This is a genomic window from Duganella sp. Dugasp78 (assembly GCF_059491455.1).
On record NZ_CP168506.1, the window covers coordinates 670,191 to 692,011 of the forward strand.

Genomic DNA, 21,821 nt, shown 5'->3' on the forward strand with positions numbered 1-21,821 from the left:
GCGGGGGCACAAAAAAGATATCATTTTTATCATTTCTCAAATACACTCGAGGGGTGTAAAAATTACAACATTCATGGCCATCTAATAGGACACCTCCATGCACTCGATCTTCCGCAAAATACTGCTCTCGCTGGCTGCAACGCTGGCCTTGCCATTGGCTGCTCAAGCGTCGCCGATCACCTTGAATTACTCGATCAGCGGTAACACCAGCTACACCTACGAATTCACCCTGAAGCTGGATAACCATGATTCCAGCTGGACCGCAGGCCAGACCTTCAACTTGTTCATCTTTGGCGATAGCCAAGCGAGCTCGCCCCTGACCAACTTTGTTGGCGACCCGGGTTCCTTGCCGATCGGTCCATTCACCTACTACACCATCAGCAGCGGCGCACACAATGGTCCAACCTTCCTCGACTACAGCAACGGCACTTACACCGGCTGGGTCCCAGCCGCTGTCGGCGATAGCCTGCACTGGAAAGGTACATCGACCGCCTATCTCGGCCAAGGACAGCTTTTGTGGAGCAATCTGCTTGGCAACGCAAGCCGTGCCAATCTCGAAGTAGCCGTGCTCAACGCTGTACCGGAACCAGAAACCTATGGCATGTTGTTGGCCGGACTTGTCTTGGTTGGTGTCGCCGCACGCAGAAAGTCAGTTACCCAGGCCTGACGCCTGGGCCAGCTTCGGCTGGTTCCGGCGATACACTGCCGTTCGCTAGCGCGCGCCGATGAACAGCTTCTGCAGATCGCCGTACGGCATCGCTTTCCCGACCAGCGGACCGGCGTTGCCGGTGGCCAGGAAGCCCTTGGCCATGTCGGCGGCGACCGCCCACAAGGCTTGCGAAATGCCGGAGCCGGCGCTCAGGCGACGCACGCCCAGCTGGTGCAGCTCGTCGGCGGACGGCAGGCCCGGCCAATCCATCACATTGACCGGCAAGCCGGCGCCGGCCACCACCGCCTTGATCTCGTCGACCTTGCAAATGCCCGGCACGAACAGGCTGTCGGCACCTGCCTCCTTGTAGAGCGCGGCGCGCTTCAGCACTTCGGCCACGCGCTCGCCTTCGGGCACCAAGCCTTTCAGATACACGTCGGTACGCGTGTTGATGAAGATCTCCTTGCCCGACTGCGCCGCCAGCTTCTTGATCGCGGTGATTTTCGCTGCCAGCAATTGCGGCGCGTCGTGGCCGTCTTCCAGGTTGATGCCGGCCACGCCAACGTCGATCAGGCGCAGCACCGTTTGGGCGACCGCGTTGGCGTCGTCCGAATAACCGTTTTCTATATCCACCGACAGCGGCACCGTCAACACGCGCGCGATGCTGGCGGCGACGCCGACTGCCACGTCGACCGGCATGTTGTCGCCATCGGCATAGCCGGCGGCCCAGGCCACACCGGCGCTGGTGGTGGCGATGGCCGGCGCGCCCAGGCTTTCGAATAATCGTGCGCTGCCGGCGTCCCAGGCGTTAGGCAGGTGCAGCAGTTTGCTACCGTCGTGCAGTTTCTTGAAATCGCTCATGCTATCTCCAATTTAGAAAAGGCTGGCTTGCGCCGTGGTCAGGCTGGTAAAACTGTCGTGCATCGGCAGCAGGATCGAATCGGCGATCGGCTGCAGCTGCTTGGTCAAATAATGTTCGTAGTCGATATTCGAGCGCATCGCTTCGGTCGGCTCGGGGCCGCTGGTGGTCATCACGTAACTGATCCAGCCGCCGTTCTGGTAACGCAGCGGGCGATGCTGCGCCTGATTGTACTCATCCGCCAAACGCGCGGCGCGCACTTGCGGCGGCACGTTGACCTTGTATTCATCCAGCCGCTGGCGCAGGCGCTTGCGGTACACCAGCAGTTCGTCGTAGTCGCCGGACACGGTCTTGCGCGCATAGTCGCGCACGAACTCCTGATAGGGCTCGTCCTTGAAGATGCGCTTGAACAGGCCTTGCTGGAACTGCTGCGCCAGCGGCGTCCAATCGCTGCGCGCCACTTCCAGGCCACGATAGATGACCTCCTCCTCGCCCTTGGCGTTGATGGTCAAGCCGGCGTAGCGCTTCTTGCTGCCCATGTCCGTACCACGGATGGTCGGCATGAAAAACTTTTGATAGTGGGTGTCGAACTCGATTTCGAGGTGGCATTCCAGGCCGTGTTTTTCCATCAGCATGGTGCGCCACCAGCCGTTGATCTTGTCGGCCAGGCCCTCGCCGATGGCCAGCGCCTCGCTGTTTTCGTATTCCTTTTTCAGCCAGATGAAGATGGAATCGGTGTCACCGTAGATGACGTCATAGCCTTCCGCCTCGACCAGCTCGCGGGTCTGCTTCATCATCTGGTGGCCCCGCAGCGTGACCGAGGAGACCAGGCGGGGATTGAAGAAACGGCATTCGGTCGCGCCCAGCACGCCGCAGAAGGAATTCATCAGCAGCTTCAGCGCCTGCGACAGCGGCTCGTTCCTGGCGCGCTTGGCGGCATCGCGCTGCTTCCAGATTTGCGTGGTGATCTCGGGCAGGCAGTGCCGCGTGCGCGAGAACACGGTACCGTTGACGCCCTCCACCACGGTCGACTGGTCGGCAGCGTTTTCGCCTTCGATCAGGCCGACCGGGTCGACCAGGAAGGTGCGGATGATCGATGGGTACAGGCTTTTATAATCGAGCACCACGACCGAGTCATACAGCCCGGGCTTGGAGTCCATGACGAAGCCACCCGGCGAAGCGCCGCCGGACACGTCGCCGACACTGGGCGCCACATAACCTTCGCGATGCATGCGCGGCAGGTAGTGATGGCTGAAAGCGGCGATCGAGCCGCCCAGGTGGTCGGCCTGCAGGCCCGTCACCGTGGCGCGCTCGATCATGAAGGCAAGCAGGTTGGCCTTGTCGAAAATGCGCGTGACCAGTTCGCAGTCCTTCAGGTTGTAGTGGGCCAGCGCCGGCTTGTCCTCGTGGAAGCGGCGTTCGATCTCGGCCATCTTGTCGTAGACGTCGCCGATGTCCTTGCCCTCGCCCAGCATGGCCTGCGACACGCTCTCCAGGCTGAACGACGGGAAGCTCCACGACGCCGCCTTCAACGCATCAATGCCATCGAGGACGATGCGGCCGACCACCGGCGCGAACATATAACCCTGCTTGCCCGGATGCTCGCGCCACTCGATGGTCTTGCCCTCGCGGCCCAGCGCCAGCGGGATCTTGTGCTTGTCGGCGTTCTTTTGCAGCACGCGCAGGTCGAACTGCACCACGTTCCAGCCGATCAGCACATCGGGATCGTGGCGCACCAGCCAGGCGTTGAGTTTCTCGATCAGCTGGCGCGGCGTGGCGCAGTATTCCAGGTCGAAGTCGATCTGCTGCGACGATTCCTGCGGCGCGCCCAGCATGTAGACCTGGCGCTGGCCGCAGCCTTCCAGCGCGATCGAATACAGATCCTCGAAGGCGCTGGTTTCGATATCGAGCGAGACCATCTTCAGCTTGGGCCGGTACTCGGGCGCGGGCTTGAGCTTGCAGTTGTGGATGACGGAGGCGCCCTCCGTGCGGCCGCCCTCGAACTGCACGGCGGCGGTGATGAAGCGCTCCATGAGATAGCGCTCGGGCGGGCGGATGTCGGCCTCAAGCATCTTGATACCATGCTCGCGCAAGGTGCGCTCCAACGCGGTCAGCTGCTTGTAGCGCGAGGCGTAGATGCCGACGACCGGCTCCTGCTGGAAGGTTTTCAACTCCAGCTCGCGCAGCTCGATGCCGGCCTTGTCGTCGATCAGCGCCTCGATGGCCGAGCGCTGCCTGGCCTTGGCGAAAGCCACCGAAGTCTGCGCGGTCAGGCGGATCTTTTTCGGGCCGTCGTCGGTCGCCAGCCAGAATTCGATCTCCGTCCCATTGGCCGCGTCTCGCCAGTGGCGAGTCAGGATAAAGCCTGGTTGGGCGGTATGCGTCATGCCAGAATTATACTGTATGCACATACAGCCCGCTAGCCGAGCGCGGATTGTCCTATTTGGCCGCGCGCGGCGCCTTGTAGCGCGCCAGTTCCATCTTGCCGATCTGGCTGCGGTGCACCTCGTCCGGACCGTCGGCCAGGCGCAGCGAACGCGCGCCGGCGTAGGCCGAAGCCAGGAAAGGATCGGCCATGCCGCCGCCGCCCTGCACCTGGATCGCCCAGTCGATCACCTTGCAGGCCATCGCCGGCGCCGCCACCTTGATCATGGCGATCTCCTTGGCGGCGACCTTGTTGCCCACCGTGTCCATCATGTGGGCGGCGTTGAGCACCAGCAGGCGCGCCTGGTCGATCATGATGCGCGACTCGGCGATGCGTTCCAGCGTCACGCCCTGCTCGGCCACCGGCTTGCCGAAAGCGACGCGGCTCAAGCTGCGCTTGCACATCTGCTCCAGTGCGCGCTCGGCCAGGCCGATCAGCCGCATGCAGTGATGGATGCGCCCGGGCCCGAGGCGGCCCTGGGCGATTTCGAAACCGCGGCCCTCGCCCAGCAGCAGGTTGGAGGCCGGCACGCGCACGTTGTCGAACACGATTTCGGCGTGGCCGTGCGGCGCGTCGTCGAAGCCGAACACCGGCAGGTGGCGCAGCACGTTCACGCCCGGCGTATCGCGCGGCACCAGTATCATCGACTGCTGCATATGGCGGTTGGGATTATCGGGATCGCTCTTGCCCATGAAAATGAAGATCTTGCAGCGCGGGTCGTTGCCGCCGGAGGACCACCATTTGCGGCCGTTGATCACATACTCGTCGCCGGTGCGCACGATGGAGCTGGCGATGTTGGTGGCGTCGGACGAGGCCACGTCCGGTTCGGTCATGCCGAAGCAGGAGCGGATGCGGCCATCGAGCAGCGGCTCCAGCCACTCGCGCTGCTGCGCCTCGGTGCCGTAGCGGGTCAGCACTTCCATGTTGCCGGTGTCCGGCGCCGAGCAGTTGAACACTTCCGGCGCCCACACGGCACGGCCCATGATCTCGCACAGCGGCGCGTATTCGAGGTTGGTCAGGCCGGCACCATGCGTCGAATCGGGCAGGAACAGGTTCCACAGGCCCGCTGCGCGCGCCTTGAGCTTGAGCTCCTCCATCACCTGGGTCGGCACCCAGGCGTCGCCGGCGGCGCGGTTGGCGTCGATCTCGGCGTGGAAGCGCGCCTCGTTCGGATATATATGCGCCTCCATGAAGGCCGTCAGCTTGGCCTGGAGCTGCTGTACTTTCGGGCTGTAGTCGAAATCCATGATGCTGTCCTTATCGGTAGGTGACGGCGCCGGGTTGTCCCAGCCATTCCAGGTGAGAGTAGTTGTTCAGGTAACTGAGCGTGAACTGGCCGGGACGTTGCAGCAGCTTGGTGACGGCGCAATTGGCCAATGTCCAGCTGAGCTCCATCACCTGATAGTCCTGCAGGCCAAGCAGGTGCTGCATCAGCGTGGCGATCACGCCGCCGGAGGTGAACACGATGGTGGCCTGCTTGCTGCTGTCGGTGTCGAGCCGCTCCAGCGCAGCCACGCAGCGGCGGCGGAACTCCGGCCAGGTTTCGCTGTAGTCGTCGTCGTGCCAGCCGCTCATCCAGCGCTGCATCGCGGCGCGGAACAGATGCTCCAGCGCGCGCTGCGGCTCTTCGTGCCGCGCCAGCAGCTGCCGGAAGGCGGCGGCATCGTCCACCTCCGGGCAGTGGCGCCGCAGCACCGCGTGGTGATCGAATTCGGCGAAACCGGGATCGGTGATCCAGTCGGTGTCGGCCAGCTGCGCCTTGGGCAGCTCTGCCAGGCAGCTGTCGGCGGTCTGGCGATGGCGCGCCATGCCGCCCACCACCACGCGCTGGAAGGACTGGCGGCTGTTGGCGTACCACTGCCCCAGCAAGCGCGCCTGCTCGTAACCCAGCTCCGACAGCTGGTCGTAATTGGCGCTGCCGAACGAAGCCTGCCCGTGGCGCACCAGATAAATTTGTCCCATATTCTTCCAGCTCCAGATCAAAACAGGCACCAGCTTAACGCCCGGCCTATAATTCATCAAATGAATAGTTTTAATTGGACCGAATAGATTCCATGCATATATCCAAGGTCGACCTCAACCTGTTCATCGTCTTCGAGGCGATCTACGCGGAAGGCAGCATCACCCGCGCCAGCCTGAAGATGAACCTGACCCAGCCCGCCATCAGCCACGCGCTGAACCGGCTGCGCCAGTTGTTCGACGATCCGCTGTTCGAACGCCAGGGCCACGTGATGGTGCCGACGCCGCTGGCGCGCTCCATCATCGACCCGGTGCGGCAATCGCTGCGTGGCTTTGAGGTGACGCTGAATGGTACCGAGCGCTTCGACGCCGCCACCAGCGAGCGCACCTTCTCGCTGGCGCTGCGCGATGTGCTGGAAGCGAGCGTGCTGCCGCCGCTGATGGCCCGCGTGGCCGACGATGCACCCACCGTGGGACTGAATACTTTGCAGGTGGGCCGGCGCGAACTGGAAAGCGAACTGGCCGCCGGCACGCTGGACGCCGCCATCGACATCCTGCTGCCGCTGTCGAACGACATCCACCGCACGCTGCTGGCGACCGACCAGACGGTGGTGCTGGTGCGGCGCGATCATCCGCTGGTGCGCGGAGCGCTTGATCTGGACACCTATCTGAAGCTGGAGCATATCCAGACCAGCTCACGCCGGCGCGGGCCTGGGCTGGAGGATTTCGAATTGAGCCGGATGGGATTGCAGCGGCGCGTGCGGCTGCGCTGCCAGCACTACTTCGCCGCCTGCCGCGCAGTCAGCCAGACCGACCTGGCGCTGACGATGCCGGAGCGCCTGGCGCGTGTGGTCAACCAGCAGTTCGGCAACCAGATCCTGTCCTTCCCCTTGCAGATGCCGTCGCTGGACATCTACCTGTACTGGCACGCCAACGTCGACACCGACCCAGCCAACATCTGGCTGCGCGAGCAGGTCAGGCTGGCCATGCAGGCTGCGGACTAGCAGCCGGCGCTAGCGCCGGAGGCCAGCGTTCGGATAGCCTTGGAGATATCGGCGGCGATGCGCGTGACGGCGCGGCGGTGGCCCGCCACCAGTGCGTCGTAACCCACGCCGACAGCCTCGTTGGCGACGCTGCGGCAGGTCAGCACCTTGGCGCTGCCGACCAGGCGCACGCTCCACACCGCATCGATCAAGGCATACTGTCCGGGCGCGGACTCAAAGCGCTGCACGTTGGTGCTGATGCGGTAAACCGGCGCACCGTCCGTCGTCGGCGTGCGGAACACGTCCACCGTTCCCAACTCGCCGGTGATCGCCAGCGACAGCGCCTGGCCGACCTCCGACGCCGGCATCGCCGACCAGCGTTCATGCTCCAGCAGGTCGACACGTCCCGCCTCCGTGCTGACCACCAGCTGATAGCGCGCCACCTGCTGCGGCACAGCCACCGCCGGCAGCTCGATGTAGTAGTCCGCCGGTTTGACGGCAGGCGCCGGCACGCCCATGCCGTTACTCAGGCTGTAGAAGTGCTCGGGCGGCGCGGCGGCGCAGCCGGCCAGCAGCACCGCGGCCAACGCGGCCAACGTGGTTGAGTAGCGCATCATTTGGGTTCTCCCTTGGTGTCCTGCTTGTTCGTCTTCCCGCGCAACAGCGACTCGGGATGTCGCTCCAGATAATCCGACAACGCGTTCAGCGATTGCAGCGTTTGCGTCAGCTGCTGCAAGGCCTCGCGCAGATCGGACTGCACCGGCGAATCCTTTTGCAGCAGCTGGTTGGCTTCGCCGAAGGTCTTGCGCGCGGCGCCCAGCGTGTCCTTCATCTCCGGCACCACCTGCGCGTCGAGCTGCTTGAGCAGCACGTTGGCGCTCTTCAGCGTATCGCGCAGGTTGTTGCCGATCTCGCCGAACGGTACCTGATCCAGCTTGCGGGCGATGCTGGCGATCTGCGTCTGCAGCTCGTCCAGGCTGTTGGGCACCGTCGGCACCTCCAGCGGATACTGCGCCACATCCAGCTTGGCCGGCGGCGCGTTCGGGAAGAAGTCCAGCGCCACGTACAACTGGCCCGTCAACAGATTCCCGGTACGCAGCTGGCCGCGCAGGCCGCGCGCCACCAGGCGCTCCAATACCACCGGACCGGCGTTGCGATCCTGGTCGCTGGCGACGCTCTGCTGGAAGCTGCGGCCCAGGCGCGCCGGGTACATGTCCACCGTCACCGGCATGCGGAAGCTCTTCTTCACCGGATCGAACTCCACGCCGACCGAGCGTACCTCGCCCAGCACGATGCCGCGGAAGTCCACCGATGCGCCTGGCGACAGGCCGCGCAGCGACTGGTCGAAGTACAGCACCGTGGTGATCGGCACGCCATCCGGCTCACGCAAGGCGTTGGCCTGGTCGGACGCCAGCGGGAAGTCGGTGCCGGGCGCCGCCGGCTGATCCGGCTTCTGGCCGCTCATGCTCTCGAACGCGATGCCGCCCACCAGCAAGGCCGCCAGCGACTGCGTGTTGACCTTGAAGCCGGTCGAATCGAGCCGCACATCGACGCCACTGGCATGCCACCAGCGAGTGTTCTTGCCGACGTACTGGTCGTAAGGCGCGCTGACGAACACCGTCATTTTCACGCCGCGCCCCTTCTCGTCCAAATCGAAGCCGATCACCTGCCCGACCTGTATGCGATGGTAGAAAATCGGCGAGCCGACGTCGATGGACCCCAGGCTTTCGCCATGCAGCGTGAACTTGCTGCCCTTATCGTCGCCGGCCACCTGCGGCGGCTTTTCAAGGCCGGTGAACTCCTGCTTGACCTCCTCCGACTTGCCGGCGTCGACGCCGATGTAAGCGCCCGACAGCAAGGTGCTCAGGCCGGAAACGCCGCTCGCTCCCACGCGCGGCCGCACCACCCAGAACCGGGTGTCGGCGGCGGTGAAGCGCTTGGCCTCCTTGCTCATGTCGATCAGCACAAGGACCTTCGACAAATCCGGCGACAGCGTAATCGAGCGCACCAGACCGATATCCACGTCCTTGTATTTGACCTTGGTCTTGCCGGGCTCCAGTCCATCCGCGCTGCGGAAGCTCACCGTCACCGTCGGACCTTGGTCCATCACCGACTTGGCCACCAACGCCAGGCCGATCAACGCGGCCAGCAAGGGGATCAGCCATACCAGCGAAGGCAGCCAGCGATTGGCCTTCTCCACTTTCGGCTCGGGCAGCGGAGGCGCGCCGCTTTCGTTCTCAGGCATGGTTCTCTCCATTTGAATCTATCGGGTCCCAGATCAGGCGTGGATCGAACTGCATCGAAGCGATCATTGTCAGGACCACCACCGCGCAAAACGCCAGCGCGCCGGGACCAGCGGTGATCACGGCCAGCGACTGGAAGCGCACCAGCGCCACCGTCAGGGTGATCACAAAAATATCGAGCATCGACCAGCGGCCGACAAACTCCACGATCCGGTACAGCATCGTGCGCTGCAAGGGGCGCCAGCGCGAGCGGCGCTGCGCCGTCAGCGCCAGCAGCGACAATGCCGCCAGCTTCAGCACCGGCACCACGATGCTGGCGATGAAGATGATCGCCGCCAGCGCCGGCGAACCACTGGTCCAGAAGTAGACCACGCCGCTGATAATGGTGTCGTCCTCCTTGCCGAACAGCGAATGGGTGTACATCACCGGCAGCAGGTTGGCGGGAATGTAAAGCAGGGTCGCCGCCAGCAGGAAGGCCCAGGTGCGGCCCACGCTGTCGGGACGGCGCCGGTGCAGCACGGCGCCGCAGCGCGCGCAGTGCTGGTGCGCATCCGGCTGGTCCTGCGCCACCAGGCCGCAACTGTGGCAGGCGGCCAGCCGGGTATGCGGCGAGTAGCGGAACTCCGCCTGCGCCGGACGCCGTGGCCCCGGCAGGTGCTCGCCGATATTCCACAGCATCCGCGGATCGAAGGAGGTGACGATGGCGAGCATCAGCGTCAGCGCGCCGAAGGCGAACAGGCCCGGTTGCACCACCACCTGCGCCAGGCTGGTCATCTTGACGATGGTGATCAGGATGCCGATCATCAGCACCTCCGTCATGCCCCAGCGCCGCGCGGCACCAACGGCGCGCAGCAGGTGGTCGAAGCCGCGCGGCCGCACGCCGGCACGCAACGCCAGCGTTACATACAGCAGCGCGCCCAGCTCCACCGCCGGCAGCAGCGCCGTGAACAGGAACACCGTCACCGCCACCACCTGCATCTGCTGCGTCCACAGCACGCGTATCGCACCGAGCAAGGTGGCGCTGGACGCGTAGCCGCCAACCTCCAGTTCAACAATGGGGCAAAACTGGGCGATCAGGAAGGTGAAGATGGCGCCCAGCGTGATGGCCGCCATGCGGTTGACGTCCGAATGGATGCCGCGATAGAGGATGGAGCGGCAGCGTACGCAGCGCGCCTTCTCGCGCGGCTGCACCGGGCGCCGCTGATGCAGTACGCCGCAATCGTGACAGCTGATCAAATCGTATCGATGCACTGGCTGGCCGCTTATTCAATAATGACCATATGATACGACAATCGCCCGCATGCTTCGGCCATGATGGATGAAAATTCCGTAGTCCGAAAAGGTCATCATATTTCGCAGCCAGTTCAATACCCTGATCGTCGCAACGCTGGGCGCACGGTGTCCGACGCCGCCAGGCGCATGGCTGCGCGCGGCCTTCCCGCGCAGCTGCACCACAAGTTCTACGAGGCCAAATAGCCTTACTTGATGCTGGTGCTGAGTTGCTGGAAATCCGCCGTCTTGCCCAGCGACTGCCAGGTGGCCAGGAGATTGGCCGGCGGCGCAATCAGCTTGCGCGCGGCCAGATCCAGCCAGCCGCCGGTGCTGGTCACGCGTGCGGCCAGCTTGCCGTCGGCGCGGATGATGTCGGTGCTGAGCGACCAGCGGCTGCCGTCATCGGACAGACCGGCCACACCCAGCGTAACGGTGATCTCCTCCAGCAGCATGACCTCCTTGAAGTAGGCGATTTCGTCCTTCATCACCACCGGACCGATTTTCAGGCGCATGAATTCACTCATCGGGAAGCCATTCTCCGACAGGAACAGCATGCGCACATCGCCCGCCTTGTCCAGGAAAGCCGTATTGCGCATATGGCTGTTGAAATCCATATCGCCCCAGCCGGCCATCATCTTCTTTTCAAACATCTTACTCTCCAAGGAAATCCAATAACGTGCATGCTACCACCTTGGTGGCCTTGCGCAGGTCTTCCAGCAGCAGACGTTCGTCGGCCTTCTTGGCATTTGACTCCGGCACGGAACGCGGGCCGGCGCCGTACAGCACCGCCGGGATACCCTGCTCGCCGTACAGGCGGGCATCCGCATACAGCGGCGTGCCTTGTGCGGGGATCTTCTCGCCGATGAAGGTTTGCGCGTTCTGCTGCAAGCTGGCCACCAGCTTCTCGGTGCCCGGCTGCTCGTGCAGCGCGTGCGACAGCAGCAGGCGCTTGATCTCGATGCGGATGCCGGGCTGGCCTTCCACCGCTTTCTCGATCAGCGCGCGAACCTGGGCTTCCACCACCGCCGGATCCTCTTCCGGGATCATGCGGCGGTCCATCTTCAGCACGACCTTGCCCGGCACCACGTTGGTGTTGGTGCCGCCATCGACGCGGCCCACCAGCATGGTCGGCGAATCGATGCCGGGGATTTTCGATTTGACCTTCTTCAGTTCCGGCAGCTGGTCGTAGATCGCGTTCAGGATGCGGGTCGCCGCTTGCAGCGCGTCGTGGCCGGTCTCCGGCATCGCGCCGTGGCCGGACTTGCCGTGCACCGTGATCTCCAGTTGCAGGCAGGCGTTGTGCGCGGTGACGATGTTGTAGCTGAAGCCCGCCGCGATGACAAAGTCCGGCTTGGTCAGCTTCTGCTCCAGCAGCCAGCCGGGTCCCAGCAGGCCGCCGAATTCCTCGTCGTAGGTGAAGTGCAGTTCCAGCCCGCCCTTCAGCGGAACGCCCAGCGCCTCCAGCGCGCGCGTGGCGAAGATGTAGGTGGCGAAGTCGCATTTGGAGACGGCGGCCGCGCGGCCGTAGATGTAGCCGTTTTCCACCACGCCGCCATACGGCGGATAGGTCCAGTTATCGCCCGGCGGCACCACGTCGCCGTGGGCGTTGAGCGCCACGGTCGGGCCGCCGGCCTGGTAGGGGCGGCGCACGATCAGGTTGGTGATGGTCTCCATGCCGTAATCCTGCACCACCTGCGCCGGCACCGCGTGCTTCTCGGCGGTCCAGCCGTAGGCCTTGACCAGCTCGGCCACCATGTCCGCATGCGGCGCGTTGTTGCCGGGCGGGGTATCGGTCGGCACGCGCAGCAGCTGCTGCAATACGCCGACTTCCTCATCGAAGTGCGCGTCGATCCATTGAGCCAGTTGTTCTTTGTTCGTCATCGCTGTTCTCTCACTTGGCGCCGTATTCGAACCAGGTCGCGATCTGCGCCCGTTCGGCATCGGTCATGTTGGTCAGGTTCGCAAGCGGCATGGCTTTCAGCTGGACCGCCTGCTTGTAGATTTTTTCCGCGTTCTGGTGCACCTGATCCGCGCTGTCGAGCATCACGCCGGCGGGCGCCGTCGCAAAGCCGGGCTGCGACGGATGCGCCGAATGGCAGGCCACGCAGCGCTGGTCGATGACAGTCTTCACCTTGGCGAATTGCGCCGCAGGATCGGCCGCCGCCGCCACCGCCACAGGACGCGGCGGCGCGATCGCCACCGCCACACCAACCAGCAGCGCCACGCCGACGGCCGGATAGCGCCATTCCACGCGGCCCTTGTGGCGCAGATTGAAGAAGTGGCGGATGAAGACACCGGCCGCCATGATGAAGGCCAGCACCAGCCACGCATGGTCGTTCCGGTAGGTCATCGCGTAGTGGTTGCTGATCATGATGAACAGCACCGGCAGCGTGAAGTAGTTATTATGGACGCTGCGCTGCTTGGCCTTCTGGCCGTGTACCGGGTCCGGCAGGCGGCCGGCAGACATGGCCTCCACCATCTTGCGCTGGCCGGGGATAATCAACATCAGCACATTGCCAACCATGATGGTGCCGATCAGCGCGCCGACGTGGATGTAGGCGGCGCGGCCGCTCAGCACATGCGTGAGGCCATACGCGGCGCCGACGATCAGCGCGAACACCACCACGCCGAACCACAGGTCGCGCTGGCCCAGCGGCGAGCGGCACAGCAGGTCGTACACGGTCCAGCCGACGACCAGCGTGCCGACGCCGATGCCGATCGCCTGCCAGCTGCCGATATCGGCCACCGATTTATCGATCATCATCGCCTGGGCGTTGAAGTAGTAGGCGATGGTCAGCAGCGCGATGCCGGACAGCCAGGTGGAATAAGCTTCCCATTTAAACCAGTGCAGGTCCTTCGGCAGTTCGGCCGGCGCCACCAGGTATTTTTGCGGGTTGTAGAAACCGCCGCCGTGCACCGCCCACAGTTCGCCGGACACGCCCTTCTTCGCCAGCTCCGAGCCGGGAGCGGGCGGGCGGATCGAATTATCCAGCCAGACGAAGTAGAACGAGGCGCCAATCCAGGCGATGCCGGTGATGATGTGCAGCCAGCGCACAATCAGGTTTAGCCACTCAAGGCCGTACGGGATCAGATAGGCGTATAAATCCATGGGAGCTTTCGGGGTAAAGAGTGTGGCTAATTTACAGAAGATAAACGGAATTGATGCCGACCACATGAACATTAGAGTATATTAAACATATCCGATTCCGTATAACAGAAATACTCACATGGCCGCCCTGCCGCAACACCTGGATCTGCACCTGATCCGCATCCTCTACCTGCTGCTGGTTGAGAAGAACGTCTCACGCGTCGCCCTCAAACTGAATCAGCCGCAGCCCTCGATCTCCGCCTCGCTGCGCAAGCTGCGCGAGCTGACCGGCGATCCCCTGCTGGTGCGCGGCGCGCGCGGCATGGTGCCGACCCAGCACGGCGAAAGCCTGCTGGCGCCGGCCAAGCGCATCCTCGACGAGACCGAGAACCTGTTCCTGAAAAAGTCGCCCTTCGTGCCGCAGGAAGAAGCGCGCACCTTCCACATCGCCGCGCCGGACTACCTGGACAGCCAGTTCCTGCCCAACCTGGTGGCGCTGCTGCGGCGCGGATCGCCCAACAGCCGCGTGAAGATCCACGGCCTGGGCCCCGGCGTGGACTACGTGCGCCTGCTGTCGGACGGCGACATGGACCTGGTCATCGCCAACTGGGACGAGCCGCCCGAGCATCTGCACATGTCCAAGCTGTTCGAGGATCCGATCATCGCCGTGATGCGCTCCGACTGCCCGTACGCGCTGCGCACCGGCAGCGACGAGATGACGATCAACGACTACCTGTCCCTGCCCCACGTGGCGCCGACACAGATCCTGCCCGGCTACCACGGCGTCATCGACGACTTCCTGGAGCGCCAGGGCCTGCAGCGCAACGTCGCGGTGGAATCGGCCTACTTCGGCCTGATCCCGTACATGCTGACGCAGACGGACCTGGTGCTGACCACCGGCCGGCAGTTCGTGCGCTACTACGAGCGCAATATGCCGCTGAAGACCTTCACGGTACCGGTCAAGTTCCCGCCGATGCGCTTCTACCAGCTGTGGCACGAGCGCGTGCACCAGGCGCCAGAGCACAAATGGCTGCGCGAGCAGGTCGCCACCGCTGCCAAGGCGCTCGGTAAATAATAAACCTTAGCGGATACCGCATATAACTGCACGGCTCAGTTGCGATTACACTAGGCTATGACGACACTTTCCGAACTAAACAGCTGCGACGCCGCCACCTTCACCGACCGCCTGCGCGGCATCTACGAGCACTCGCCGTGGATACCGGAACGGGCGGCGGCCCGGCGGCCCTTCGCCAACGCCACCGCGCTCAAGCTGGCCTTGCAGGCGGTGGTCAGCGCCGCGACGCTGGACGCGCAACTCGGCCTGATCCGCGCCCACCCTGAACTGGCGGGCAAGGCAGCCGTATCCGGCCAGCTGACAGCCGAATCCACCAACGAGCAAGCCAAGTCCGGCCTGCACCTGTGCAGCGCCGAGGAATTCGCCACGCTGCACAAACTGAACGCGGACTACAACGACAAATTCGGCTTCCCCTTCATCCTCGCCGTGAAAGGCCCGGACGGACAAGGGCTGACGCGCCGCGCCATCATCGCCACCTTCACGCGTCGCCTGAAGAACCAGCGCGCTGACGAAATCGCCGAGTGCCTGCGCCAGATTAAGCGCATCGCCGAACTGCGCCTGAACGACCTGCTGGGCGTGACGCTGGACTTCGGGCCGACCATCATGCAGTGGTGCGAAACCATCGGTGTATGGAGCGACGCCGACAACAGCGCCAACGCGGACTTCGACCTGACCTGCGCCTACATGACGCCAGCGCACCGCAAGACCGCCGCGCAGCTGATGGACTGGATGCGCGAAGCAGGCATGGACGCGCACATCGACGCCGTCGGCAACGTGGTCGGCGTGTACCGCTCGGATGCGCCGGATGCAAAGACACTGATGACCGGCTCGCACTATGACACCGTCCGCAACGGCGGCAAATACGACGGCCGTCTCGGCATCCTGCTGCCAATCGCCATCGTGCGCCACCTGCACCAGCGCGGCGAAAAGCTGCCCTTCCATTTCGAGATCGTCGGTTTCGCCGAGGAAGAAGGCGTGCGTTTCAAGAGCACCTTCCTGGGCAGTAACGCGGTGACGGGCCGCTTCGACCTGTCGCTGCTGGACCAGACCGATGCCGACGGCGTCACCATGCGCGATGCGCTGCTGGCCGCCGGCCATGACGTGGCGCGCATTCCGGCCATCGCGCGCGATCCTGCGCAACTGCTCGGCTTCGTGGAAGTCCATATCGAACAAGGTCCGGTGCTGCTGGAGCGCGACCTGGCGTTGGGCGTGGTGACGGCCATCGCCGGCAGCTCGCGCTACCTGGTCGAGCTGACCGGCCTGGCCAGCCACGCCGGTACCACGCCGATGACGATGCGCAGGGACGCGGCAGCGGCGGCGGCGGAAATCGTGCTGCTGGTCGAGCGGCGCTGCGCGCAGGGCGAGTCGCTGGTCGGCACTGTCGGCCAGTTGCAGGTGCCGGGCGGCTCGGTCAATGTGATACCGGGCGCGTGCAAGCTGTCGCTGGATATCCGCGCCGCCGACGATGCGGTGCGCCTGGCGGCGGTGAAGGATGTGTTGGACGGCATCGCGGCGATCTGCGCGCGGCGCCAGGTGGACGTGAGCATGCAGCAGATCGTCAACGCCTCGGCCGCTCCGTGCGCGCCGCGTCTGATGCAGCAGTTCGGCGCCGCCATCGAGCGCGCCGGCCTGCCACGATTCGATCTCCTTTCCGGCGCCGGTCACGACGCGATGGCAATGGCCGCGATCACCGACGTAGCCATGCTGTTCACCCGATGCGGAAACGGCGGCATCAGCCACAATCCGCTGGAGACGATGACGGCGGACGATGCCGACATCGCCGCCCATGTCCTGCTGGATTTCCTGCGCAGCTACGCCTGAGCGCGATCCGCCGGCACGCGCCGGCGGCGTACCAACAGCAGCGGCAACACGCCCGCCAGGAGCAGCGCAACGCTGCCTGGTTCCGGCACCGCAGTAGCGCCCACCAGCGAGAACGACGCATTGAAGGCCCCCTCGCCGACGACGTCCGTACCGATGCGCAGCCAGTCCGGCGCCAGCGGCTCGTTGCGTATCCAGCTTTGCAGGTCGGGGACGAATGGCCCCGTGCCACCCGCGATGGGCTTCGCAGCGGACAGCCAGTAGAATTCCCCACCCGTCACCTCCACCTGCGGCACGAAGAAGTAGTGATCGGCCGGCAGATCGAAGGGCGTGCCGAAGTTGACGGTGATGGTCACCTCGGTGCCTCTGATCGGCCCTTCACCGTGGGTGGTATGGTTAGGTATAGGGTTGATGCCATTGAGGACGCTGTTGGCGGCGCTGAAAGCGCCCACCGTAGTGACCGTAAAGCTCAAGCCGCTGCCGCTGCTGTCACGGCTGTCGAACGCCACATCGGACGGCGAATTGGTACGCGTCGGCACGCGTCCCGATGGAGGGCTGGTGGAGTCCTTGGGGAACACGCGGTAAATCTCCGCCACCACCTCGCCGATGCTGGCGGCCGTGGCGCCTCCGGTCAGCAAGCCGGTGAAGCTTGCGCTGGTGATGCTGGTGTGCGAGCCGAGTATAAAATCGTCCGCCGTTTCGATTTCGACCTTGCCGCCGGTGCCTGGTCGCGTGACTGTGCCGATCAGACCATCGGGGCCGCCGGTGCTGAAGAAGAACGGCGCGGCCGATGCCGGCAATGCCGCCGCCGTCGCGGCAAGCAATGCGCCGTACGTACAGCCGCGCCTGATTATGGAATGGATATTCATGTCGCCTCTCCCTGTTCAACCGCCGGCGGGACTGCCGGCCGTGGAGACGCGATGCACGAAGCATGCCTTGGTGCGTAAAGCCTATAAAGTCAGTGGTTTGGACCAGCGGATGCCGCCGCGGTGGCATCGATTGTCAAGAAGGCCGACAGCGCCAGTTCGCGCGCGACGGCATCGATTACCGGCGCCCAGTCGCCTGCGGTGTATTGCCGGAACAGGCGCATCGACGGGTACCACGGCGTATCGCTACGTGCGGTCAGCCAGCGCCAGTCACAGCGATAATCGGGCAGCAGCAGCCAGCACGGCTTGCCCAAGGCACCCGCCAAATGCGCCACCGCTGTATCCACGCTGATCACCAGATCAAGATTGACGATAAGTGCCGCGGTGTCGGCGAAGTCGCACAGCTGCGGGCCTGCTGCGTAAAGCGACATGCCATCGGGCGGGTTCAGCGCCTCCTCCTCGCCCGGACCTTTTTGCAGGCTGACGAAATGTACAGGTATAGCGGCCAGCGGCGCCAACGTCAGCAACGATGGCAGCGAACGGTCGGCATCGTTCTCGAAATCCGGGTTGCCTTTCCATGCCAGCCCGACCCGCAAGCCTTGCCGCGGCAGCCGTCCGGCCCAAAGCCGCGCCAGTTCAGGCTCCGCCGCGAGATAGGGAGTCGCCGCCGGCATGGCGGAGAGGCGTATGTCGAGCGTGGCGGCCAGGCGCATCGGATGCGTCCAGTAATCCCAGTGCTCATCCGGGACCCGATCGCCCAAGGCATACAACTGGTCGACGCCGTCCAGCGTGGCGAACAGGCGCTTCAACGACGCATGGCATATCACGGCCACGCGTAACGCTCCCCGCTCCTTCAGCTGCGCGGCGTAGCGGCAGAAGTGGATCATGTCGCCCTGCCCAGCCTCCAGCACGATCACCACCGACTTGCCATGCAACGGCTCCCCATCCCAGCGGGGGCACGCGAAGGTATGCGCCAACGGGTCGAACTGCCAGCGCGCTTCCAGCAGGGGCAAGCCTTCTTCAAATCGCCCTTGCCGCAGCAGCACGTAGGCCAGGTTGAAGCGCGTCCGCGCGTACTCCGGATCCAGCGCCAGCGCGCGGCGATAGCATTGTTCGGCCTCCTGCTCGCGTTTCACGCACGCCAGCAACACGCCCAGCTGGCTCCAAGCCGACACGGATTCCGGCGCCAGCTCCAGCGCAATGCGCATCGCCGCTTCCGATTCGGCGAAGCGCTTCGCCTTCAGCAGCAGCACGCCGAGATTCTGGTAGAGCTGCGCATGGTCTGGCATCAGCGCAATCGCCTGGAGATAATGGAATTCCGCCTCGGCCAGCGCACCCTGCTGCTCCTTCAGATAACCGAGGTTGGCGCGCGCGGCGCCGTGCATGGGCTCCAGCGTCAGGGCCTGCAAAAAGCAGTCCTCCGCGGCGGCGAGGTCGCCGGCGGCCATGTGGTGGTTTCCATCGAGGTAGGCTTGCTGTGGATCCGAGTGCATCAAACTATAAGCCCGCGATAAGTGTCAGCAGCTCGGATTCCGGCAGCGGCTTACTGAATAAATAGCCCTGATAGTAATGGCAGCCCTCGGCGATGACGAAGTCGAGCTGCTCCCGCGTCTCCACGCCTTCGGCCAGCACCGACATGTTCAATGCCTTGCCCAGCGAGACAATGGTGCGGACGATCGCAGCCCCGCTGTCTTGCATGACGGCGCCCCAGATGAAGGAACGATCTATCTTCAACTGGTCCAGCGGCAGCCGGTGCAAATAGGACAGCGACGAATACCCGGTGCCGAAATCATCCAGCGCGAAGCTGACGCCGGCGGCGCGCAGCTGCTGCATTTTCGCCACCGTGCCCTCGACATCCTTTAGCAGCAGGCTCTCCGTCAGTTCCAGCCGCAGCCTGTCCGCGCGGGCACCGGCTTGCGCCAGCACCTCCAGCACGTGTTCGACGAAGTCCGGCCGGTGGAATTGCGCAGCGCTGACATTGACCGCAATTTCCAGCCCGGCCGTGCGCGGGTCACCGGCCCACCGCGCCAGCAGGCCGCACGCCTCGCGCATCACCCAGCGCCCCAGCGGCAGGATCAGGTTCGAATCCTCGGCCACCGGTATGAACTCGACAGGCGGTATCAACCCACGCTGCGGATGCTTCCAACGCACCAGCGCCTCGGCGCCAGCCATGGTGCCGTCCACGGTCATCAGCGGCTGGTAGTGCAGCACAAATTCATCGTTGCTCAGCGCGCGCCGCATGTCGGCTTCCAGCGCGGCGCGCGCACTGACGCGTGCCTGCATCGCCGGATCGAAGAACGAGACGGTATTGCGGCCCGCCGCCTTGGCCTGGTACATGGCCAGGTCGGCGCGTTTCAGCACATCGTCCACGCCGCTGCAGGCACCGCTGAAGACCGTGATGCCGATGCTGGGCGTGCTGTATTGTTCCATCCCTTCGATATCGAACGGCTCGGCGAATGCATGGACGATCTTGAGTGCGATGTCCTGCGCCACCCTGGCAACGTCGTTCTCGGTGCTGCCCAAATCTTCCAGCAGAACGATAAACTCATCGCCGCCGAAACGGGCCACCGTATCGCATTCGCGCACTTCGGCGCGCAAGCGGGCTGCAACCCGCTGCAACAGCATATCGCCCTTATCGTGGCCGCGCGTGTCGTTAATCGCCTTGAAGTTATCCAGGTCGATGAACAGCATGGCGCCCAAGTGGCCCAGCGACAGCGCGTGTCCGGCGCGGTCCAGCAGCAGTTGACGGTTCGGCAGGCCGGTGAGCTTGTCGTAGAAGGCCATGCTGTGGATTTGCGCCTCGATGGCCTTGCGTTCGCTGATGTCACGAAAGTAGATCGTCACGCCCTCTTGCGACGGATAGGCGCGTATCTCGGTCCACAAATCGAGCGGTGCGTAATACTCCTCGAACTCCACGGGGTTGTTGGTCTCCGCCGCCAGGTGATAGGCGCGGTAGTACGGACCATCGACCGCCTCGGGGAACACCGTCCATACGTTATTCCCGGTCACCTCGGCGTGCCGCACTTGCAGCAGCCGCTCCGCATTGGTGTTCATGTAGCGGATATTCCAGCTGCGGTCCAGCATCAGGACCGCATCGGAGATGCTTTCCAGCGTGGCCGTGAGGCGGGCTGTCTCCAGCGCCGCCGCGTGGGATTGAGAGGGTTCTTGCATGTTGAAAGCCGGGGGCGCGATCCGTTCTTGTCGGCCGAATAGCCAGTCACGGATCAGTATGCCCCTCGGCCGGGCGGCGGTCAAACTATACGGGCGCGCTCCAACATCGCATGCAACAGAACGTTGCAGCCGGCTTCCAGGTGTTCGGACTTGGCGTCCTCGATTTCGTTATGGCTGATGCCGTCCTTGCAAGGGACGAAGATCATGCCAGCGGGCGCCAGTCGCGCGGCGTAGATCGCGTCGTGGCCGGCCCCGGAGACCACGTCCATCGTCGAATATCCCAGCTTGGCGGTGGCGTTGCGCACCGCGTCCACGCATTCGGGGTGGAACGGGCATGGCGGGTAGTAGGACACGCGCTCGATCGAAATCTTCAAGCCCGTTTCGCTGCGGGTCTTATCGATAAAGGCCAACATCTCTTCATGCATGGTGTTGAGCAGCTCATCGTTCACGTTGCGCAGGTCGATGCTGAACTTAACCTCGCCGGGTATGACATTGCGGCTGTTCGGGAACACCTGCACCATGCCGACCGTGCCGCGGCCATACGGCGGATAGCGGTTGGCGATGGCCACCACTTCCTGCATGATCCGGGTCGATACCTGCAGCGCGTCCTTGCGCAGGCCCATCGGGGTCGGACCGGCGTGGGCTTCCATGCCGGTCACCACGCAGTCGTACCAGGACAAGCCCATCACCGCCGGCACCACGCCGATCACCTTGTCGGCGTCTTCCAGCACCGGGCCTTGTTCGATATGGGTTTCGAAGTAGGCGCCGATGGGATGATCACCCGGCACCTGCTCGCCCTTGTAGCCGATGCGCGCCAGCTCCTCGCCGACGGTCTTGCCTTCGGTGTCCTTGGCGGCGTAGGCCGTCTCCAGGCTGAAGGCGCCGCAGAATACGCCGGAGCCCATCATCACGGGCACGAAGCGCGAGCCTTCCTCGTTGGTCCAGAAGGCGACTTCGATCGGTGCTTCGGTCTTGATCTTCAAATCGTTCAGCGTGCGCACGACCTCCAGGCCGGCCAGCACGCCGTAGTTGCCGTCGAATTTACCGCCGGTGGGCTGGGTGTCGATATGGCTGCCGGTCATCACCGGCGGCAGTGCGTTGTTGGTGCCGTCGCGGCGCATGAAGACATTGCCGATCTGGTCGATCGTGACCGACATGCCGGCCTGCTTGCCCCAGCCTACCACCAGGTCGCGGCCCTGCTTGTCCAGGTCCGTCAGCGCCAGGCGCTTGACGCCGCCCTTTGCGGTGGCGCCTATCTGCGCCAGTTCCATCAGCGCCGCCCACAGACGGTCGCCGTTAATGCGCATTTCGCTCATAATCAATCTCCAGTAGTTCCGTCATTCCCGCGCAGGCGGGAATCCATGCTGAGCGGGCGCGCCGCCGTCCTATGGATTCCCGCTTTCGCGGGAACGA

General features: G+C 64.2%; 18 protein-coding genes. 4 read left to right on the forward strand and 14 right to left on the reverse strand.

Annotated elements, in window-relative coordinates:
- The first annotated feature begins 97 nt into the window (after positions 1-97).
- The gene (locus ACEN9O_RS02925; protein ID WP_495616158.1) at positions 98-667 is read left to right on the forward strand and encodes a PEP-CTERM sorting domain-containing protein; all 570 of its coding nucleotides are present in this window, start codon (positions 98-100) and stop codon (positions 665-667) included.
- Positions 668-712: 45 nt separating this feature from the next.
- On the opposite strand, the gene ACEN9O_RS02930 is transcribed toward ACEN9O_RS02925, so the two are convergent.
- The 4 genes from ACEN9O_RS02930 to ACEN9O_RS02945 are packed head-to-tail and all read right to left on the reverse strand — an operon-like array spanning position 713 to position 5,895.
- Complete coding sequence (locus ACEN9O_RS02930) at positions 713-1,510, reverse strand: isocitrate lyase/PEP mutase family protein (protein WP_495616159.1); 798 nt, start codon at positions 1,508-1,510, stop codon at positions 713-715.
- Between the two features lie 12 nt (positions 1,511-1,522).
- Positions 1,523-3,895, reverse strand: a complete 2,373-nt coding sequence (locus tag ACEN9O_RS02935) for a DNA polymerase II (protein WP_495616160.1) — start codon at positions 3,893-3,895, stop codon at positions 1,523-1,525.
- Positions 3,896-3,947: 52 nt separating this feature from the next.
- Complete coding sequence (locus tag ACEN9O_RS02940; RefSeq protein WP_495616161.1) at positions 3,948-5,180, reverse strand: acyl-CoA dehydrogenase family protein; 1,233 nt, start codon at positions 5,178-5,180, stop codon at positions 3,948-3,950.
- A gap of 10 nt (positions 5,181-5,190) precedes the next feature.
- Positions 5,191-5,895 carry a histidine phosphatase family protein gene (locus tag ACEN9O_RS02945; RefSeq protein WP_495616162.1) on the reverse strand — a complete coding sequence of 235 codons (705 nt, stop codon included), beginning with the start codon at positions 5,893-5,895 and terminating at the stop codon, positions 5,191-5,193.
- A 92-nt stretch (positions 5,896-5,987) separates the two neighbouring features.
- Between ACEN9O_RS02945 and ACEN9O_RS02950 the strand changes: the two genes are divergently transcribed.
- Positions 5,988-6,896, forward strand: a complete 909-nt coding sequence (locus ACEN9O_RS02950) for a LysR family transcriptional regulator (protein ID WP_495616163.1) — start codon at positions 5,988-5,990, stop codon at positions 6,894-6,896.
- On the opposite strand, the gene ACEN9O_RS02955 is transcribed toward ACEN9O_RS02950, so the two are convergent.
- The 6 genes from ACEN9O_RS02955 to ACEN9O_RS02980 form a co-directional block, all read right to left on the reverse strand.
- Positions 6,893-7,492 (reverse strand): PqiC family protein, encoded by a 600-nt coding sequence (locus ACEN9O_RS02955; protein ID WP_495616164.1) that lies wholly within the window; start codon positions 7,490-7,492, stop codon positions 6,893-6,895. The two genes, ACEN9O_RS02950 and ACEN9O_RS02955, sit on opposite strands and share 4 nt — an antisense overlap.
- The gene (locus tag ACEN9O_RS02960) at positions 7,489-9,120 is read right to left on the reverse strand and encodes a PqiB family protein (RefSeq protein ID WP_495616165.1); all 1,632 of its coding nucleotides are present in this window, start codon (positions 9,118-9,120) and stop codon (positions 7,489-7,491) included. Before ACEN9O_RS02960 ends, ACEN9O_RS02955 begins: the two co-directional genes overlap by 4 nt.
- On the reverse strand, positions 9,113-10,369 hold the full coding sequence (locus tag ACEN9O_RS02965) for a paraquat-inducible protein A (protein ID WP_495616166.1): 1,257 nt from the start codon (positions 10,367-10,369) through the stop codon (positions 9,113-9,115). The genes ACEN9O_RS02960 and ACEN9O_RS02965 overlap by 8 nt, the downstream gene beginning before the upstream one ends.
- A gap of 227 nt (positions 10,370-10,596) precedes the next feature.
- Complete coding sequence (locus ACEN9O_RS02970; protein ID WP_495616167.1) at positions 10,597-11,040, reverse strand: thioesterase family protein; 444 nt, start codon at positions 11,038-11,040, stop codon at positions 10,597-10,599.
- Position 11,041: 1 nt separating this feature from the next.
- Positions 11,042-12,271, reverse strand: a complete 1,230-nt coding sequence (locus tag ACEN9O_RS02975) for a M20/M25/M40 family metallo-hydrolase (protein ID WP_495616168.1) — start codon at positions 12,269-12,271, stop codon at positions 11,042-11,044.
- Positions 12,272-12,281: 10 nt separating this feature from the next.
- Complete coding sequence (locus ACEN9O_RS02980) at positions 12,282-13,499, reverse strand: urate hydroxylase PuuD (RefSeq protein WP_495616169.1); 1,218 nt, start codon at positions 13,497-13,499, stop codon at positions 12,282-12,284.
- Between the two features lie 118 nt (positions 13,500-13,617).
- Between ACEN9O_RS02980 and ACEN9O_RS02985 the strand changes: the two genes are divergently transcribed.
- Positions 13,618-14,553 carry a LysR substrate-binding domain-containing protein gene (locus tag ACEN9O_RS02985; protein ID WP_495616170.1) on the forward strand — a complete coding sequence of 312 codons (936 nt, stop codon included), beginning with the start codon at positions 13,618-13,620 and terminating at the stop codon, positions 14,551-14,553.
- 57 nt (positions 14,554-14,610) lie between these two features.
- Positions 14,611-16,374, forward strand: a complete 1,764-nt coding sequence (locus ACEN9O_RS02990; protein WP_495616171.1) for an allantoate amidohydrolase — start codon at positions 14,611-14,613, stop codon at positions 16,372-16,374.
- Here the strand turns inward: ACEN9O_RS02990 and ACEN9O_RS02995 are convergent.
- The 4 genes from ACEN9O_RS02995 to ACEN9O_RS03010 form a co-directional block, all read right to left on the reverse strand.
- Positions 16,365-17,195 (reverse strand): PEP-CTERM sorting domain-containing protein, encoded by an 831-nt coding sequence (locus ACEN9O_RS02995; protein WP_495616172.1) that lies wholly within the window; start codon positions 17,193-17,195, stop codon positions 16,365-16,367. The two genes, ACEN9O_RS02990 and ACEN9O_RS02995, sit on opposite strands and share 10 nt — an antisense overlap.
- A gap of 134 nt (positions 17,196-17,329) precedes the next feature.
- Positions 17,330-18,685 (reverse strand): tetratricopeptide repeat protein, encoded by a 1,356-nt coding sequence (locus ACEN9O_RS03000; protein ID WP_495616173.1) that lies wholly within the window; start codon positions 18,683-18,685, stop codon positions 17,330-17,332.
- Between the two features lie 49 nt (positions 18,686-18,734).
- Positions 18,735-20,408 carry a putative bifunctional diguanylate cyclase/phosphodiesterase gene (locus tag ACEN9O_RS03005; protein WP_495616174.1) on the reverse strand — a complete coding sequence of 558 codons (1,674 nt, stop codon included), beginning with the start codon at positions 20,406-20,408 and terminating at the stop codon, positions 18,735-18,737.
- Positions 20,409-20,488: 80 nt separating this feature from the next.
- Positions 20,489-21,724, reverse strand: a complete 1,236-nt coding sequence (locus ACEN9O_RS03010; RefSeq protein ID WP_495616175.1) for a Zn-dependent hydrolase — start codon at positions 21,722-21,724, stop codon at positions 20,489-20,491.
- Positions 21,725-21,821 lie beyond the last annotated feature (97 nt).

Bases quoted from the DNA above. Each gene is read 5' to 3' on its own strand.
- ACEN9O_RS02925 (WP_495616158.1), top strand. From the start codon at position 98: ATGCACTCGATCTTCCGCAAAATACTGCTCTCGCTGGCTGCAACGCTG.
- ACEN9O_RS02940 (WP_495616161.1), bottom strand. From the start codon at position 5,180: ATGGATTTCGACTACAGCCCGAAAGTACAGCAGCTCCAGGCCAAGCTG.
- ACEN9O_RS02970 (WP_495616167.1), bottom strand. From the start codon at position 11,040: ATGTTTGAAAAGAAGATGATGGCCGGCTGGGGCGATATGGATTTCAAC.
- ACEN9O_RS03000 (WP_495616173.1), bottom strand. From the start codon at position 18,685: ATGGCCGCCGGCGACCTCGCCGCCGCGGAGGACTGCTTTTTGCAGGCC.
- ACEN9O_RS02950 (WP_495616163.1), top strand. From the start codon at position 5,988: ATGCATATATCCAAGGTCGACCTCAACCTGTTCATCGTCTTCGAGGCG.
- ACEN9O_RS02990 (WP_495616171.1), top strand. From the start codon at position 14,611: ATGACGACACTTTCCGAACTAAACAGCTGCGACGCCGCCACCTTCACC.
- ACEN9O_RS02935 (WP_495616160.1), bottom strand. From the start codon at position 3,895: ATGACGCATACCGCCCAACCAGGCTTTATCCTGACTCGCCACTGGCGA.
- ACEN9O_RS03005 (WP_495616174.1), bottom strand. From the start codon at position 20,408: ATGCAAGAACCCTCTCAATCCCACGCGGCGGCGCTGGAGACAGCCCGC.
- ACEN9O_RS02975 (WP_495616168.1), bottom strand. From the start codon at position 12,271: ATGACGAACAAAGAACAACTGGCTCAATGGATCGACGCGCACTTCGAT.
- ACEN9O_RS02955 (WP_495616164.1), bottom strand. From the start codon at position 7,492: ATGATGCGCTACTCAACCACGTTGGCCGCGTTGGCCGCGGTGCTGCTG.
- ACEN9O_RS02960 (WP_495616165.1), bottom strand. From the start codon at position 9,120: ATGCCTGAGAACGAAAGCGGCGCGCCTCCGCTGCCCGAGCCGAAAGTG.
- ACEN9O_RS02980 (WP_495616169.1), bottom strand. From the start codon at position 13,499: ATGGATTTATACGCCTATCTGATCCCGTACGGCCTTGAGTGGCTAAAC.
- ACEN9O_RS02945 (WP_495616162.1), bottom strand. From the start codon at position 5,895: ATGGGACAAATTTATCTGGTGCGCCACGGGCAGGCTTCGTTCGGCAGC.
- ACEN9O_RS02930 (WP_495616159.1), bottom strand. From the start codon at position 1,510: ATGAGCGATTTCAAGAAACTGCACGACGGTAGCAAACTGCTGCACCTG.
- ACEN9O_RS03010 (WP_495616175.1), bottom strand. From the start codon at position 21,724: ATGAGCGAAATGCGCATTAACGGCGACCGTCTGTGGGCGGCGCTGATG.
- ACEN9O_RS02985 (WP_495616170.1), top strand. From the start codon at position 13,618: ATGGCCGCCCTGCCGCAACACCTGGATCTGCACCTGATCCGCATCCTC.